13 protein-coding genes are annotated in these 16,319 nt (G+C 44.0%); 8 read left to right on the top strand and 5 right to left on the bottom strand.

Annotated features, from left to right (window positions below; translation table 11 throughout):
• Positions 1 to 9: 9 nt before the first annotated feature.
• Both HMPREF9331_RS07575 and folP read left to right on the top strand, forming a co-directional pair.
• Positions 10 to 1,125, top strand: coding sequence for a CapA family protein (locus HMPREF9331_RS07575; RefSeq protein ID WP_016420399.1), 1,116 nt, complete (start codon positions 10 to 12; stop codon positions 1,123 to 1,125).
• Positions 1,122 to 1,949 carry a dihydropteroate synthase gene (folP, locus tag HMPREF9331_RS07570; RefSeq protein WP_016420398.1) on the top strand — a complete coding sequence of 276 codons (828 nt, stop codon included), beginning with the start codon at positions 1,122 to 1,124 and terminating at the stop codon, positions 1,947 to 1,949. The genes HMPREF9331_RS07575 and folP overlap by 4 nt, the downstream gene beginning before the upstream one ends.
• A 151-nt stretch (positions 1,950 to 2,100) precedes the next feature.
• Here the strand turns inward: folP and HMPREF9331_RS07565 are convergent, their stop codons facing one another.
• The 5 genes from HMPREF9331_RS07565 to HMPREF9331_RS07545 form a co-directional block, all read right to left on the bottom strand.
• The gene (locus HMPREF9331_RS07565) at positions 2,101 to 2,358 is read right to left on the bottom strand and encodes a DUF6952 family protein (protein ID WP_016420397.1); all 258 of its coding nucleotides are present in this window, start codon (positions 2,356 to 2,358) and stop codon (positions 2,101 to 2,103) included.
• Positions 2,339 to 2,653 carry a thioredoxin family protein gene (locus HMPREF9331_RS07560; protein WP_009641125.1) on the bottom strand — a complete coding sequence of 105 codons (315 nt, stop codon included), beginning with the start codon at positions 2,651 to 2,653 and terminating at the stop codon, positions 2,339 to 2,341. The genes HMPREF9331_RS07565 and HMPREF9331_RS07560 overlap by 20 nt, the downstream gene beginning before the upstream one ends.
• A gap of 59 nt (positions 2,654 to 2,712) precedes the next feature.
• Positions 2,713 to 3,348: a peroxiredoxin gene (locus tag HMPREF9331_RS07555; RefSeq protein ID WP_009641169.1), complete on the bottom strand. Its 636-nt coding sequence runs from the start codon at positions 3,346 to 3,348 to the stop codon at positions 2,713 to 2,715.
• A gap of 258 nt (positions 3,349 to 3,606) precedes the next feature.
• Entirely contained in the window at positions 3,607 to 3,933 is a 327-nt protein-coding gene (locus HMPREF9331_RS07550; RefSeq protein ID WP_234945868.1) for a PIN domain-containing protein, read from the bottom strand.
• A gap of 43 nt (positions 3,934 to 3,976) precedes the next feature.
• Complete coding sequence (locus HMPREF9331_RS07545; protein ID WP_016420395.1) at positions 3,977 to 4,210, bottom strand: hypothetical protein; 234 nt, start codon at positions 4,208 to 4,210, stop codon at positions 3,977 to 3,979.
• Positions 4,211 to 4,329: 119 nt separating this feature from the next.
• Here HMPREF9331_RS07545 and HMPREF9331_RS07540 point away from each other — a divergent pair, with 119 nt between their 5' ends.
• The 6 genes from HMPREF9331_RS07540 to HMPREF9331_RS07515 all read left to right on the top strand — a co-directional run.
• Positions 4,330 to 4,803 (top strand): DUF2271 domain-containing protein, encoded by a 474-nt coding sequence (locus tag HMPREF9331_RS07540; protein ID WP_016420394.1) that lies wholly within the window; start codon positions 4,330 to 4,332, stop codon positions 4,801 to 4,803.
• A gap of 144 nt (positions 4,804 to 4,947) precedes the next feature.
• The gene (locus tag HMPREF9331_RS07535; protein ID WP_009641103.1) at positions 4,948 to 6,576 is read left to right on the top strand and encodes an acyl-CoA carboxylase subunit beta; all 1,629 of its coding nucleotides are present in this window, start codon (positions 4,948 to 4,950) and stop codon (positions 6,574 to 6,576) included.
• 58 nt (positions 6,577 to 6,634) lie between these two features.
• Positions 6,635 to 6,958 carry a barstar family protein gene (locus HMPREF9331_RS07530; RefSeq protein WP_016420393.1) on the top strand — a complete coding sequence of 108 codons (324 nt, stop codon included), beginning with the start codon at positions 6,635 to 6,637 and terminating at the stop codon, positions 6,956 to 6,958.
• A 263-nt stretch (positions 6,959 to 7,221) separates the two neighbouring features.
• The gene (gene rpoC, locus HMPREF9331_RS07525) at positions 7,222 to 11,505 is read left to right on the top strand and encodes a DNA-directed RNA polymerase subunit beta' (RefSeq protein ID WP_016420392.1); all 4,284 of its coding nucleotides are present in this window, start codon (positions 7,222 to 7,224) and stop codon (positions 11,503 to 11,505) included.
• A gap of 4 nt (positions 11,506 to 11,509) precedes the next feature.
• Positions 11,510 to 11,815 (top strand): DUF3467 domain-containing protein, encoded by a 306-nt coding sequence (locus HMPREF9331_RS07520; RefSeq protein ID WP_016420391.1) that lies wholly within the window; start codon positions 11,510 to 11,512, stop codon positions 11,813 to 11,815.
• Positions 11,816 to 12,140: 325 nt separating this feature from the next.
• Positions 12,141 to 16,319, top strand: a 4,179-nt coding sequence (locus HMPREF9331_RS07515; protein ID WP_016420390.1) for a hypothetical protein, incomplete at its 3' end; no start/stop codon positions are given.

Raw genomic sequence — 16,319 nt, 5'->3', positions numbered from 1 at the left:
CACATTGTGATGAAAAACTATTTCATACTTCTGGGGCTACTGCTAAGCCTTGCCACACAAGGACAAGAGCGCTTGGATAGGCAGCAAACACAGGATACCCTATCTCTACTTTTCGTAGGGGACATCATGGGACATACCCCCCAAATTCATTCGGCTTATGATAAGCAAACAGGCCACTATAACTATAAGCCTGTCTTTGCCAAAGTAGCTCCCATCTTTAAACAACACGACTACGTGGTGGCTAACCTAGAGGTTACCCTTGGGGGCAAGCCCTTTACAGGCTATCCAACGTTCTCTTCGCCTAAGGAGCTGGTAGCAGACTGCCTGCACAGTGGTATCAATGTCATGGTAACGGCCAATAATCATTCCTGCGACCGAGGGAAAATAGGGATTACCAATACTCTCTATCAATTGGATTCCTTAGGAATCAAGCATACAGGTACTTTCCATGACCTGATAGATAGGGCAATGCGCAATCTGCTTATCTTGGAAAAGAACGGGCTACGTGTGGGGGTACTCAACTATACCTATGGCACCAATGGGCTACCAGTGCCCAACCCAACCCAAGTGAATCGCTTAGATACCCTACAGATCCAAAAAGATATCCTTAGTGCCCGAAGCCGCAAACTTGACAAACTTATAGCGGTGGTACACTGGGGGATAGAGTATGCCACAACCCCCAATGAGGCGCAGAAGAAAATGGCAGACTTCCTCTTTCGCCATGGGGTGGATTACATCATTGGCGGACACCCACATGTGTTGCAACCCATGGAGCTTAGAGGCAACCGACCCTCCCAACAGCAGTTTGTGCTCTACTCCTTGGGCAACTTTATCTCCAACCAACGCAAGCGCCATACCGATGGTGGACTGATGCTCAACCTTACCCTTGTCAAAGGAACAGATAAGCAAACCCGCTTGCTCACCCCTGCCTATTACCTCACTTGGGTACATTTGTATGATAAAGATGGGAAAAAACACTATGAGATTCTCCCTTGTGCGCAGACAGCTGCCCAAGACTACCCCAATATGAGTCCAGAGGCGGTCAAACAGATGAAAATATTTGTGGAAGATACACAAAAACTCTTTAAAAAACACAATAAAGGAACTATTATAGAGAAAAAATGACACAAATCAACTGTAAAGGGGAGCTTATCTGTTTTGATACCCCCAAAGTCATGGGCATACTCAATATCACCCCTGATTCTTTCTATGCGCAGAGCCGTACCACACCTGCTGAAGTGCTCCGCAAGGCAGAACAGATGCTTGAGGAGGGAGCCACGTTTGTAGATATAGGAGGCTATAGTTCCCGCCCCAATGCCCAAGAGGTATCCCCGCAGGAGGAACTACAGCGCGTAGTGCCGGTAGTGGAAGCCTTGGTAAAGCACTTTCCCGATATCCGCATCTCGGTAGACACCTTCCGTGCAGAAGTTGCCCGAGAGAGCCTTGAGGCAGGAGCCTGTATCATCAATGATATTTCCGCAGGGCAGATAGACCCCGCCATTTGGGAAGTGGTTGCCCACTACCAAGTCCCTTATATAGCGATGCACATGCGTGGCACCCCACAGACCAAGCAGACCTACACCGAGTATGATAAGCTCACCAAGGATATACTGTACTATTTCTCCCAGATAAAGGACAAGGCAAGACAATTGAGAATCAATGACCTTATCGTAGACCCAGGTTTTGGTTTCTCCAAGACCCTCGCCCAGAACTATGAGCTGATGCAGCAGCTTGCCCTTTTCAAGGCCTTGGAGTGTCCTATCTTGGTAGGGATCTCCCGTAAATCCATGATATATAAGCTCTTGGACACCACTCCAGAGGCAGCTCTCAATGGAACGACGGTGCTTAATACCTTTGCGCTACTTCATGGGGCGGATATCCTCCGTGTCCATGATGTAAAAGAAGCGGTAGAGTGTGTAAAGATAGTGGGGGAATTGTGTAGGAAATAAAAAAATAGGCGGCACCGCGGGTGCCGCCTATATTGTTGTTCAGACATTTTACCATGAATCTCCCTTAGTATTCTTGTAACTCTTAAGCTGAGTTACAAGAGATAAATCGGGAATAACTAACATAATTTAATAAAGATGAGATAATGACACTTTATTTGTCAATAGCACCAAGTACTCTTTGCATAAAGGTGTTCAGCGCTTCTTTCTGTGGGGTACCTGCTTTGATGAGCTTTTGTACCTCCAAGGCACCATACATATTGGAGAGGAGTTCTCCTATAATATCCAATTCTTCGTCCTTGAGGGAGGAAAGCTCGGTTAGGTTTTCCAGTACCTCTATCGTCTCTATCACATAATCCTCGTCATTGGCTTCAATGAATTGGGTAATGTGCTTAATTATTGGTAATTTCATCGATCAATTCATTTAGTACCTCCTGCTTATTGGTCTGTACGTCCTTTAGGAGTTCTCCGTTTACAAAAGCAGCGAAGGTAGGTAAGTTAGTTACATTGGCGAGCTTACGAGATTCAGGGAATTGCTCTGCATCGGCGATGACAAAGGTAAGATCCGCTCTCTCTTCAGCAAGTTTTTTGAATTTAGGTTTCATGATACGGCAATTTCCGCACCAAGAAGCAGAGAACTGTACAACCACTTTAGGGTTGGCTTGTATAAGTTCTGCTAAGTTATCACTGGTAAGTTCTACTAACATAAGTCAAGATTAATAATTAAAGTTTGCGTTTTATGAAGACAGTAAGAGAATATGATTAATTAGTGCTTAGCTAAGTAATCAGCAGTACTTTTTCTATCGGCATGCATAGCCTCTTTACCTTCTTCCCAGTTGGCAGGGCATACTTCTCCGTATTTTTGTACGTGTGTATAGGCATCAATTAGGCGAAGGTATTCCTTTACATTACGTCCAAGAGGCATATCATTGACACTTTCGTGGAATACTTTTCCGTTTTCATCGATAAGGAAAGTGGCACGGAAAGCAACATTGGAACCCTCGATAAGGTAGTTTTCCAGCTCTTCGTTATATATATGATCTGCTTCCAAGATGCCTAAGGCGTTGGAAAGATTACGGGTTGTGTCGGCCAAGATAGGGTAGCTTACCCCTTCTATACCTCCTTGATCTTTAGGTGTATTAAGCCAAGCAAAGTGTACTTCGCAGGTATCTACTGAAGCACCTATAATAATGGTATTGCGTTTTTCGAATTCTCCTTTGAGTTCTTCGAAAGCGTGTAGTTCGGTAGGACATACGAAAGTAAAGTCCTTTGGATACCAGAAAAGAACTACTTTTTTGTTTTTCTTGGTAGCCTCTTCAAAGATGTTGATACGAAGGTTATCGCCCATTTTTGAAATGGCGTCAACGGTGATGTTTGGGAATTTTTTTCCTACTAAAGACATGATTATGATTATTTAAATGTTATAGAATATCTTTGTTTTACGGTGCAAAAGTATAAATAAAATCTATCAAAAGAGGCGGAGTTCTATTGTTTTTTTCTATAGTGTTATAGTGGGAAGTGGTCAGTAGTCAGTAGTCAGAAGTTAGGCATAAGAAGTAAGATACAACAAACTCACGTATCTTGCGAAAGACCAAACTAAGCAAGGAATTGTCTTAGCCGATGTTTGTGTAGAGATGTGAGTTTGTTGAGCTAGGATGTTCTATAGTTCCTGATATAAGGTAATGCCTTTTATCAGTTTAAAATGTTTCACATTGTGAGTATATACAGGGACATCATAATATGCTCCTGTAGCTCCTATAAGAATATCAGCAGGTTCAAGACTGTTGTCTTTTTTAGAGATTTCAATAGAAAGTTCGGAAATACTCTTGTTAAGATGTAACATCTTTATGGTATCAAATTTTTTCTTGTATTTTTGCCTTGTAGGTTTGTCAATTCCTTTAAACACACTTAACCACTTGTTTAGCTCAATGAGAATTACAGGTGTTATGGCTATATTATCAGTTCCTATAGCATTAATGTTTTTCACAACCAAAGGAACTCCTTCAAGATATTTGCTGATTATATTTGTATCACAAATCACCATATATGTATTTCTTATCAAAAGGCTTTAATTTTCCTTCTTCTATTAATTTTTTAGTGATATTTTGCAACTCTTCCCAAGAAACTTCCTCTGTTTCTTCCTTTTTAGAGGAGACAATAGTTTTCTTTGCAGTAGCTGTTTTCTCCTTAGCAGCTACTTCACTAAGCCCTGTGGTAGTGCTATCTGTGGCTCTTTTTGGTTTGGTTAATACAGCTGTAGACATAAGGTATTCTTTTAAAGTGCAAATGTACAAAAAATATACCAAATACCCCTCACTTTTCACTATTTGCTTTTCACCAAAAAAACGTATCTTTGCGCTTTCTTTTTAAAACAATCAAAATTATGACAAAGAAAGTTGTATTTGCTTTAGTGGCATTTTTGGCCTTTGCTACGGCTCAGGCGCAGGACAAATTTAAGTGTATGGTACAGATGGCCAACTATACTGGCGAGGGTGCCTATATGGTAGTATCGCTCATAGACCCAGAGGACAAATACGTCAAGACGCTCTATGTCTTTGGTGATAATGGCAAGTACTATGACTCGCTTAAGAAGTGGTTCGGCTTCTATAGTGAGAAAAAGGAAAAGATAGACGCCATCACAGGCGCTTCAATCACTCAGGGCGATCGTAAGAATATCGTCTTGGACTTGGACAAAAACCTCTTGGACAAGGGGTATAAGATTCGCTTTGAGTCGGCTGTGGAAGACCAATACTACTACACTACCGATGCTCAAGTGCCTTTCACAACCGAATCCCTCAAGGGGAAAACCGAAGGTACTGGTTATGTGCGCTACGTACGCCTGAGCGAACCTAAATAATATGTTTTTTCCGCTCGCAACTAACTGATAATGATTAAAGTAATATTTTATTAACAGTTAAAAGCATTTTTTTTGAAAAAAATCGTCGGAAAAACTTGTTTAAATAATAAAAATTCTTAACTTTGCAACTTGAAAATGTCCCGTATGGATTTAGCTTTTAATAAGAACGAAGATCATAACAAGCTCGCACGAGACGAGGTGCGCCAGCGCTGGGAACAGATTAAGCGAGGAGGGGGAGACAAAGCCCTTGAGAAGCTGCACCAACAGGGAAAGCTCTCGGCTCGCGAACGTATAGATTACTTATTGGATAAGGACAAACCTCGCTTGGAGATTGGGGCTTTTGCTGCCGATGGTATGTATCAGGAGTATGGAGGTTGTCCCTCGGCAGGGGTCGTAGTGGAAATAGGCTATGTACGTGGCCGCCAGGTAATAGTAGTGGCCAATGATGCTACAGTGAAGGCAGGGGCTTGGTTTCCCATGACTTGTAAGAAGAACCTTCGTGCTCAGGAAATTGCTATGGAAAACCGCTTACCGATCATCTACCTTGTGGATAGTGCGGGCGTATTCCTGCCTTTGCAGGACGAGGTATTCCCTGACAAGGAGCACTTCGGGCGTATCTTCCGCAACAATGCCCAGATGAGTAGCCAAGGCATCGTTCAGATAGCCGCCGTGATGGGTAGCTGTGTAGCAGGAGGTGCTTATCTGCCGATTATGAGCGATGAGGCGCTTATCGTTAATAAAACGGGAAGTATCTTCTTAGCAGGGAGTTACTTAGTGAAAGCAGCCATAGGGGAGGACATAGACAATGAGACTTTAGGCGGTGCTACTACCCATTGCCAGATTAGTGGGGTAACAGATTACCAATGTGAGAATGACCAAGATGCCTTGGATGTGATTAAAAACCTTGTGGATAAGCTGGCCGAGGCACCCAAAGCGGGCTTCAGTAGGATAGCCAGCGCGGCTCCTAAGCTGGATCCTAATGATATATATGGTATACTGCCCATTAGCCGTACCCAACCGTATGATATGAAGGAGCTAATCCTTCGCCTAGTGGATAACTCCGAGTGGGAGGAATACAAGGAAGGTTATGGACAGACGATCCTCACAGGCTATGCACGTATAGATGGCTGGGCAGTAGGAATTGTGGCCAATCAGCGCAAGGTAGTCAAGACCCGAAAAGGGGAGATGCAGATAGGCGGGGTGATCTATTCCGATAGCGCAGATAAAGCGACCCGCTTTATAGCCAACTGTAACCAAAAGCGTATTCCGCTAGTCTTCTTGCAGGACGTTACAGGCTTTATGGTTGGTAGCAAGTCCGAACATGGAGGGATTATCAAGGACGGAGCCAAACTGGTCAATGCGGTAGCCAACTCGGTAGTGCCCAAGTTTACCATTATAGTAGGTAATTCCTATGGAGCAGGTAACTATGCCATGTGTGGCAAGGCTTACGACCCGCGCCTGATTGTAGCTTACCCTTCGGCCAACCTGGCCGTGATGGGGGGCGCCCAAGCAGCCAAGGTGCTCTTACAGATAGAAACGGCTACCCTTAAGCGTAAGGGCGAGACACTATCCGAGGAAAGAGAGCGCGAACTATTAGAAAATATTCAAGAGAAATATAACCAACAAACAACCCCTTATTATGCCGCAGCACGCCTATGGACAGATGCGATCATAGACCCACTGGATACCCGCCTATGGATCTCACAAGGGATAGAAGCGGCCAATGGGGCGCCTATAGAGAAGCCTTTTAACTTAGGAGTCATTCAGGTATAGGGGGCAAGACTGTTGGTAAATAATTGAAAAACACTATTCTAAATATTTACTAATAGAAATGAGTACGTATATCAGAAAAAACGCTTTGGAGTTTCACGTAGATTTGAGAAATGTCCAAAACGAACGAGCCTTCCTCAGTACGATGAAGGAGACTTTCTCCTTGCCTGATTACTTTGGATACACCCTTGATGGCTTAGATGACTGTATGCAATCCTTGGATTGGATAGAGCACCAGCATGTATTGGCTAAGTTCTACCACTTGGACGACCTTCGCCAGCATAACGAAGCGCTCTATGGGGAGATACGCAAGAGCTTAGATCTCTATAGGGCTTATTGGGCAGGTAACCCAGACCCAAATAAGAAAGTACAGTTTGAATACTAATTTTCAAGGTGAAAAGTAAAAAGTAAAAAAATAAATCTTTTTTACTTTTTACTTTTAAATTTTTATTGTATCTTTGCCCTCAGTTTGGTTAAGTGTTTTTATAGAAGTTATTTTGACTTTCGTAGAGCATATAAGTACTTGTCTTTCACCCTCTTAGGGTAAGGGCAAAGGTAGAGAAGGTAACATAACCACAAGGGGTTATGTCGCCTCCTCTTTTCGTGTATTTGTCCAAATAGGAACAAATTTTGTTATTAAAAAATGCTATGGCAAGAGTAAAAGAGAAAAATGCAACTGTGAGATTTGACAAAATCTCTATTGGATTGGCTTCTCCTGAGAGTATCTTAGCAGTCTCTCGTGGTGAGGTAGCTAAGCCTGAGACCATCAACTATCGCACCCATAAGCCTGAGCGCGATGGACTATTCTGTGAGCGTATCTTTGGCCCTGTGAAGGACTATGAGTGTGCTTGTGGAAAGTATAAGCGCATCCGCTATAAGGGGATCGTGTGCGACCGTTGTGGGGTGGAAGTAACCGAAAAGAAAGTACGTCGCGAGCGTGTAGGGCACATCAACTTGGTGGTGCCTATAGCCCATATTTGGTATTTTCGTTCCTTGCCTAATAAGATAGGTTATTTGCTCGGACTTCCTTCCAAGAAGTTGGACATGATTATCTATTACGAACGCTATATCGTTATTCAGCCAGGGATTGCCAAATCTCTCTCTGGAGAGCCATTGGAGAAAATGGAACTATTGACCGAGGAGGAATACCTCGATATCATGGAAACTCTACCAGTGGAAAACCAATACTTGGAGGATACCGATCCCAACAAGTTTGTCGCCAAGATGGGGGCTGAGGCACTTTATGACCTCTTGCATGAGATAGACCTTGATGCACTTTCTTACGACTTGCGCCATAGAGCTAATACTGAAACCTCTAAGCAGCGCAAGACCGAGGCGCTCAAGCGCTTACAGGTAGTGGAGGCTTTCCGTGATTCTCAGAAGAACAGGGAGAACCTCCCCGAATGGATGATCATGAAGGTCATTCCTGTGATCCCTCCGGAATTGCGTCCGCTTGTGCCTTTGGACGGAGGGCGTTTTGCTACCTCCGACCTCAATGACCTCTATCGCCGTGTGATCATTCGCAACAATCGTCTCAAGCGCTTGATAGAAATCAAAGCGCCTGATGTGATTTTGCGCAACGAAAAACGTATGTTGCAGGAATCCGTAGATTCCCTCTTTGATAATACCCGCAAATCCTCTGCTGTAAAGACCGACGCCAATCGTCCGCTCAAGTCCCTTTCTGACTCTCTCAAAGGTAAACAAGGACGCTTCCGTCAGAACCTCCTTGGTAAGCGTGTGGATTACTCCGCTCGTTCGGTGATTGTCGTAGGGCCAGAGCTTAAACTCTTCGAATGTGGTTTGCCTAAGAATATGGCCGCTGAGCTTTACAAGCCTTTTGTCATTCGCAAGCTCATAGAGCGCGGGATTGTCAAGACAGTCAAATCGGCCAAGCGTATCATAGATAAGAAGGAGCCTGTAGTATGGGATATCTTGGAGAACGTGATCAAGGGACACCCTGTGCTACTGAACCGTGCCCCTACCTTGCACCGTTTGGGTATTCAGGCCTTCCAGCCTAAGCTGATAGAAGGAAAGGCAATCCGCCTACACCCGCTGGTATGTACTGCGTTTAACGCCGACTTTGACGGTGACCAGATGGCTGTACACTTGCCCCTTGGGCCTGAGGCGATCCTTGAGGCACAGATGCTCATGTTGGCTTCCAATAATATCTTGAACCCTGCCAATGGGGCACCTATTACCGTACCTTCGCAGGACATGGTCTTGGGGCTTTACTACATCACCAAGATGCGCAAAAGCACTCCAGAGGAACCCATTGCAGGCGAAGGCTCCGTGTTCTACTCCCCAGAGGAGGTGAATATTGCCTACAACGAACATAAGGTACACCTCAATGCCTCTATCAAGGTACGTACTCACGACCTCGATGAGCATGGCAACATAGTGACCAAACTGATAGATACCACCGTAGGGCGCGTCCTCTTCAATGAGGTAGTACCCCCTGAGGCTGGGTATATCAACACCATATTGACCAAGAAATCCCTTCGCGATATCATCGGACATGTATTGAAAAAAACAAGTATCCCACGTACCGCTGAGTTCTTGGACGACATCAAGGCCATGGGATATAAGTTTGCTTTCCAGGGAGGACTTTCCTTCTCCTTGGGCGACATTATCATTCCTAAGGAAAAACAAGAGATGATTGCCGATGCCAATGAGCAAGTACAAGGCATCATCGGTAACTATAATATGGGGCTTATCACCAACAACGAGCGTTATAATCAGGTGATTGATGTGTGGACTTCCACCAATGCCCGCCTAACGGACTTGGCTATGAAGCGCATCAGTGAGGACAGACAAGGGTTCAACTCCGTATATATGATGCTTGACTCAGGAGCACGTGGTTCTAAGGAACAGATTCGCCAGCTTACCGGTATGCGAGGCCTTATGGCTAAGCCTAAGAAATCCACCGCAGGCGGGGGTGAAATTATTGAAAACCCGATTCTTTCCAACTTCAAAGAGGGGCTTTCTATCTTGGAGTACTTCATCTCTACCCACGGTGCTCGTAAAGGATTGGCCGATACGGCGCTTAAGACAGCCGACGCAGGTTACCTTACCCGTCGTTTGGTGGATGTATCTCAGGATGTGATCATCAATACCGAAGACTGTGGTACCCTTCGTGGCATTGAGATACATGCCCTTAAGAAGAATGAGGAAGTTATTGAAACCCTTGGTGAACGTGTATTGGGTCGTGTAGCGCTCAATGATGTGATCAATCCGCTCAATGAAGAGGTTATTGTATCCTCAGGAGAGGAAATCCGTGAGGATGCCGTAGAGAAAATCAACCAGTTACCTATAGAATCTATTGAGGTACGCTCTGCCCTTACCTGCGAGGCCAAGCATGGTATCTGTGCTAAGTGCTATGGACGCAACCTCTCCACAGGTAAGATGGTACAGATAGGCGAGGCCGTAGGAGTTGTAGCAGCCCAATCCATTGGAGAACCTGGTACACAGCTTACCTTGCGTACCTTCCACATGGGGGGTACTGCGGGGAACATCTCCGAAGAGAACAAGATCATCGCGCACTTTGATGGTATTCTCGAAATCGATGACCTCAAAACCGTTAAGGGCGAGGACTACGATGGCAATCCTGTAGAGGTGGTGATCTCTCGTACTTCCGAGGTGAAGATCCTAGAACCTCATACCCGTATGGTACTAAGCACCTCCAACATTCCTTACGGTTCGTTCATCTTCAAGAAAAATGGCGATAGCGTAAAGAAAGGGGATGTAATCAACCAATGGGATCCATATAACGCGGTGATTATCTCCGAGTTCTCAGGACAGATTGTTTATGAAAATATAGAACAAGGGGTAACCTTCCAAGTAGAGATAGACGAGCAAACAGGCTTCCAAGAGAAAGTAATCTCCGAGTCTCGTAACAAGCGACTCATTCCTACTATGCATATTCAGGATAAGGAAGGCAATATCTTGCGTTCGTACACCCTACCACTGGGTGCCCACATCATGGTGGATGACAAGGAAAAGATCAAGGAAGGCCGAATTCTCGTGAAGATACCACGTAAGTCCGCTAAGTCTGGGGATATCACAGGGGGTCTACCACGTGTAACAGAGCTTTTTGAAGCACGTAATCCTTCTAACCCTGCCATAGTGGCCGAAATAGACGGGGTAGTGTCCTTCGGAAAAGTAAAACGCGGTAACCGTGAGATCTATATAGAATCCAAGACAGGAGAAAAGCGTACTTACCTTGTGAAACTCTCCTCTCAAGTGCTTGTACAGGAGAACGACTACGTACGTGCAGGTATGCCACTCTCCGATGGTTCCGTAACACCAGAGGATATCCTACGTATCAAAGGCCCATCGGCCGTACAACAATATTTGGTAAATGAAGTGCAAGAGGTATACCGCTTACAAGGGGTGAAGATCAATGACAAACACTTTGAGGTAGTGGTACGCCAGATGATGCGTAAGGTAGAAATCCAAGATCCAGGTGATACCCTCTTCCTTGAAGAACAAATGGTACATAAGGACGACTTTATTGAGGAAAATGATAAGCTCTTCGGAAAGAAAGTAGTAGAGGATGCTGGTGATTCTCAGAATCTTAAGCCAGGACAGATCGTAACTATGCGACAGCTACGCGACGAGAACTCCCTACTCAAGCGCCAAGACAAGCGTTTGGTTATAGCCCGAGACATTATTCCTGCTACAGCCGTACCTGTGTTACAAGGTATTACACGAGCCTCCTTGCAGACCAAGTCCTTTATCTCGGCTGCCTCCTTCCAAGAGACAACCAAGGTACTCAACGAAGCCGCCGTACAAGGTAAGGTGGATAACTTAGACGGCCTCAAGGAAAATGTGATCGTAGGACACCGTATCCCAGCAGGTACAGGTATGAAGCGCTACGAGAACATTATAGTAGATTCACGTAAGGAATTAGCAAAACAGAACATCAACCTATAGCCTTATGGAAAAGGTAACCAAAAGGGAAATTAACATAGAGATAGATGATAAAGTAGCCGCGGGGATCTACTCCAATATGGTGGTAGTGAACCATTCCGATACCGAGTTCGTGTTGGACTTTATCTCTATCATGCCAGGGATGCCCAAGGCGCGCGTACAGAGTAGGGTCATTATGACCCCCTCTCAAGCCAAGCAACTGATGCAGAATCTCAGCACCAATCTTTATCAGTACGAACACGATAAAGAACTCCCTACCGACGAAGAGGTCTTCGGCAAGCAAGCCCACTTCTCAGGATCAGGCGAAGCGTAGAATAATGACAAGTGACAAATGACAAGTGACTAATGACTAATGACAAGTACTATATTTGTTATTAGTCATTAGTCACTTGTCATTAGTCATTGGTTATGGGGCCTTGTTAAAAACTTCTCCTTTCTCTATATAAATCATAATTGATTAATTATCAATCACTTATAGAATAAAATATCTTTCAAAAACGTTAAATTTTCGTTTTTGCAAAAAAAACTTTGAAAAAATACTTGGTATATTGATAATAATTAATAAATTTGCGCATAAAATATCTCGTGAAGAGCTGTAAAATTATAAGATGATGAAAATCAATAAATTCGATTTGAATATGAAGAAGTACTGGCTGTATGTAGTAGCGCTACTGCTGCCTATCTTTACATTGGCACAGAGTCTTCCTGCCTATACCCTTACGGGGGAGAACACAGTATGTGGAGGAAATATAAAGGTAGACTGGTCGGCTGCGGTAGCGGCAAGTGTTCCTGTAACCCAGTGGAAAGCTGAGCTGTATGATAGTAATGGAGCAAGACAGGCACAGCAGGATTTTGATAGCGCAGGGAAAGCGGAATTTACCAATTATCCCTCTGATACCTATAAAATAAAGGTTGTTAGGAAAGATGGTAATCAAACCCACCCTTTGCAGCTTACACAGACAGTAACCTCTACTTACCAGCGTTTTAGTGTGGATATGTCCAAGACCACTCAGGTCAAGGCCACAGGCCCTTGTAGCTCAGACGGCTCCATTTCTTTTAAGATAAAGAATGGGGCAGGCCCCTTTGTCGTAAAGCTCTATGGCACACTCACTGAGACAACACCTAGATTCTCTTCTGTACCAACAAATAAGAGTGGGAGTGAAACTACCGTTACTATATCAGGAGTTCCTCCTTCTGTACAATATTATGTAGAAGTAACAGATCAGGTAGGAGGAGGAAGCTGTTCCCTTACCGAACCTAGGAATGTGCGTAGAGTGGTAACGGATGGTGCTGCAGGGCATTTTATTAAGAATTATGATTATACTACTTGGCGTCCTAAGAAAAGTACAGATCTTGCACGAGTGGCAACAGGCTTTTTTACCATAGAAATAGATAATGCAGCCGCTGGGCCAGGTCCTTTTAATGTAACAGTGAAGGACTTTGATACAGCGGAAGTATTGGTATCAGGTACTCCAATTACCAAAGGAGCAGGTGCTACCACTACTGCCTATATAGTACCAGATGCTTCAAAGAAATTCTTACCTGGAAAGCGTTATTTGTTAACAGTTACCGATGGAGCTTGCTCATGGGGAAAACAAGTAGCGAATGCCTTTGGTTATTCTACTAAGGGACTCAGAATGTTCTTGGTACCTTCCTCATCGTGTACCAATTGTAATCTCTTTGACCTTGCAGTAGCGGCCGACTATACACACTTAGGACGAAGGCCTACTTACTATCCTTTCCTACTTACCGTAAGGATACAGCGTATAGGAAATCCAGATGCAGTGTATGAATTTACCAATGAAGAAGCCTTGCCTATGAGAGAAGATGGTAAATATCATGTGTATGGAGATGCAGGCGACGAGTTTGGTTATTGGAACTGGTGGGATCCTATGATCTATAAGATACGTAATTATCAGCTTAAACCAGGAGATAAGATAACAGTAACCTATACAGATAGTAATAATGTAAATCAACAAATACAGCATACAGTAGCCCCTCCTAATGATAAGCCAACAACTGATTTGGCCATAGGCGCTAAGAGTTCAGGTGGGCCTTGTGACAAAACAGTACTACTCAAAACTTATTTGCAAAGCTATAGTAATGGTGCTTATTATAATACTTTTTGTAATACCGCAGGCTTACAGACACGTGTAAAGGTTAATGGGAGTTGGGTTGCAGCTCCTTCTGCGGGAGTAACCCTAAAAGGAAAATTGTTTAGGTATTTTAATGAAGTAAATAACAATGAGCATATAGCAATCATACAAAATAGTGCAGCCAATACCTACCAGATAGAATATGCAGGAGCCACAGGAATACTCAATGGCTCTTCCACCAAGGATTGTAAGCACTACTTATCAAATACATTTACCCAATCGCAAGTGGCAGCAATAAACCCTTTGAATAATATACAGGTTAATGTAGGGGGTACTCCTGCACAAACTTTGGAAGAGGCTGTCAAAGGGAACAAAGTATACCTTGGAAACTCAGACCCAGATAGTGGTCAGTTAGATTTCTTTAAGGGTAATAATAAACTTACCATAAAGTTAGAACGTATAGATGGTAAAAAATCAGTAAAATTTAACGCCACAGGTCCTTGGAATTTAAAAGGGGAATATGAGGTAAAATTCCCTTATACCATACAACTACCAGAGGATGGTAATCCACAATACATATACCAATTTATAGATATTCCTGTAGGGCAATATAAAGTAACCCTATCCGACCAATGTCCAGGAAGACCTGCTGTAACCCAAACCATTACAGTGGATCAGGTTTCCTCTCCTTCTTATACCTTAAATACAATAGAGACAACCGATTGTGCATCAGGAGGAGGGGATAGTAAGGGATCTATAGTATTTAACGGATCTACAACAAAGAATGTTACTGCAGGTATAGGGAGTACAATGATTGTCTATAAAGATTTAGACAATGGTCAGGATGGTCGTAAGTTTCATCTTCGAGAAGGGGCTCCTGTGGCATCAACTACAATTGTTCGAACAGATAATCTTTTAGATACTAACAAGTATGATTATCAAGGAAGAATAACAAATCTTCCACCAGGTCACTATCTCTTGGCACTTACTACAGGTGCTGGTTTGTATTCTATAGTAGAGAAAACCAAAGCAAGGGCTAATGGTTATATGTATCCAGATCTGCCAACTCCATCAGGAACAAAAATATATAAGGCTTTTACAATAAAGAAAATTACAGATATAACACCTATTACAGCTATAGGTATGTGTGATCCTGCCAATCCTTCGTCAGGAGTGGTACGTGTAGAGATGCCTGCAGGATCAGAACCAGAGTATCCAATCACCTATACCCTCTATAAGGTGTCAGGAGGTAATAAAACCGTAGTAGAACAAGGTGGAAATCCTGTGAAAAAGACAGTAGCAGCCCCCCCAGTGGCACCAGCATCTTTTTCAGATGCGTTTGCAACCTTTAACAATATTCCTAAGCTTACAGGAGGAGATACCTATGAGGTGAAGTTTGAATCAGGCTGTTTGGATCGTTGGGTACCTGTACCTGATTTTGGTAGCTTGTCATCACCTAATGTACATGTTAATGTTGCACAGGCTTGTTTTGGTGCTCCGCTAACCCTTAGTGTAGATCTCCCAGATACAATGTATGATATACAGTGGAAATCTGATCCTGCCAATGCTTTGGATGGGGTCTCTGCGGCGGATCTAAAGAAGTCTTCAATTACTTTTAACCCAACAATGGAGGCTGAGTATTGGGCTACTTATAAGATGAAAACGGGCTTTGGCTGTACGCCAAGTGAGAAAAACACACCTCGTAAAGAAGTAAAGCTTAAGGTTATCAACTTCACCGACGCAGCGATAGGCACGCTACCAGATCTTACGACAACCTTACCGTTAAACAAGTGTACAGGCACAGTGACATGGACAGCGCCTGCGATTACGGATACGGAGGGCTGTGGTTACAGGCTAACGTGGAGAGTAGTTAAGGCGGATGGCACGGAGTTGTATGTACCTACCCCAGATGCAGATGGCAACACGCCAGCGCTTACATGGGATGGTTTTCCAGTAGGGGAGAGCTATGTAGAGTATACAGTCAAGGGCAAGGCTGATGGAGGAACAGAAGGCAAGAAGCGTTTTAAGGTAACGGTAACGGCTTCGAATATAGATGTGGCGGTAACGGGCAAGTTTGTAGGTGCCATAGGCAGTGATACTCAGATTACCACCATAGCCAAGGGACATACCATATATTATAAGGCCACGATAGAGAACAAGACGACACAAGCCTTGGGCGGAGGCGTCTTGAAGGTAACCTTGCCGGATAACACCAATGGCAACTATGAGTTGCCAGCGGCTACCGATAGCGGTATCATCAAGAGCGAGTTAGGTTCAGGTATAACGGTTTCTTATGAAAGTCCGAGAGTCTTACAATTTGAAGGCATAGATGGCATGTTATTTTCACAAGGCACTAAGGTATCGGTATACATACCTATTAAGATAAAGAACAATGCGGATTGTACCGCTTATGAGAATGCCTGTGCAGCGATACTTACGGGCAAGCCAGCCTTTGTCTTCACCTTAAAGAACTGTAGTGCAGCGGGAGAGATGACCAAGGAAGGAGAGGGAGCCTATGCACAGATAAAGAATGATGGAGATTGTACACGAGTGGAACTCTTCTGTGGAAGCAACTTGAACCTTACAGCCAGAGGCACAGGTTATACCTCATATAAGTGGTATAGCAGCTCAGATGATGGAGCCTCTTATTCTGAGATTTCAGCAGCTACGACAGCCACACAAGCAGTTACGGCGGCGGGCTACTATAAGGTAGATAAGATT

The sequence above is a fragment of the Capnocytophaga granulosa ATCC 51502 genome, assembly GCF_000411115.1.
Taxonomy (GTDB): domain Bacteria; phylum Bacteroidota; class Bacteroidia; order Flavobacteriales; family Flavobacteriaceae; genus Capnocytophaga; species Capnocytophaga granulosa.
This window is presented reverse-complemented; position numbering and strand designations above follow the sequence as displayed.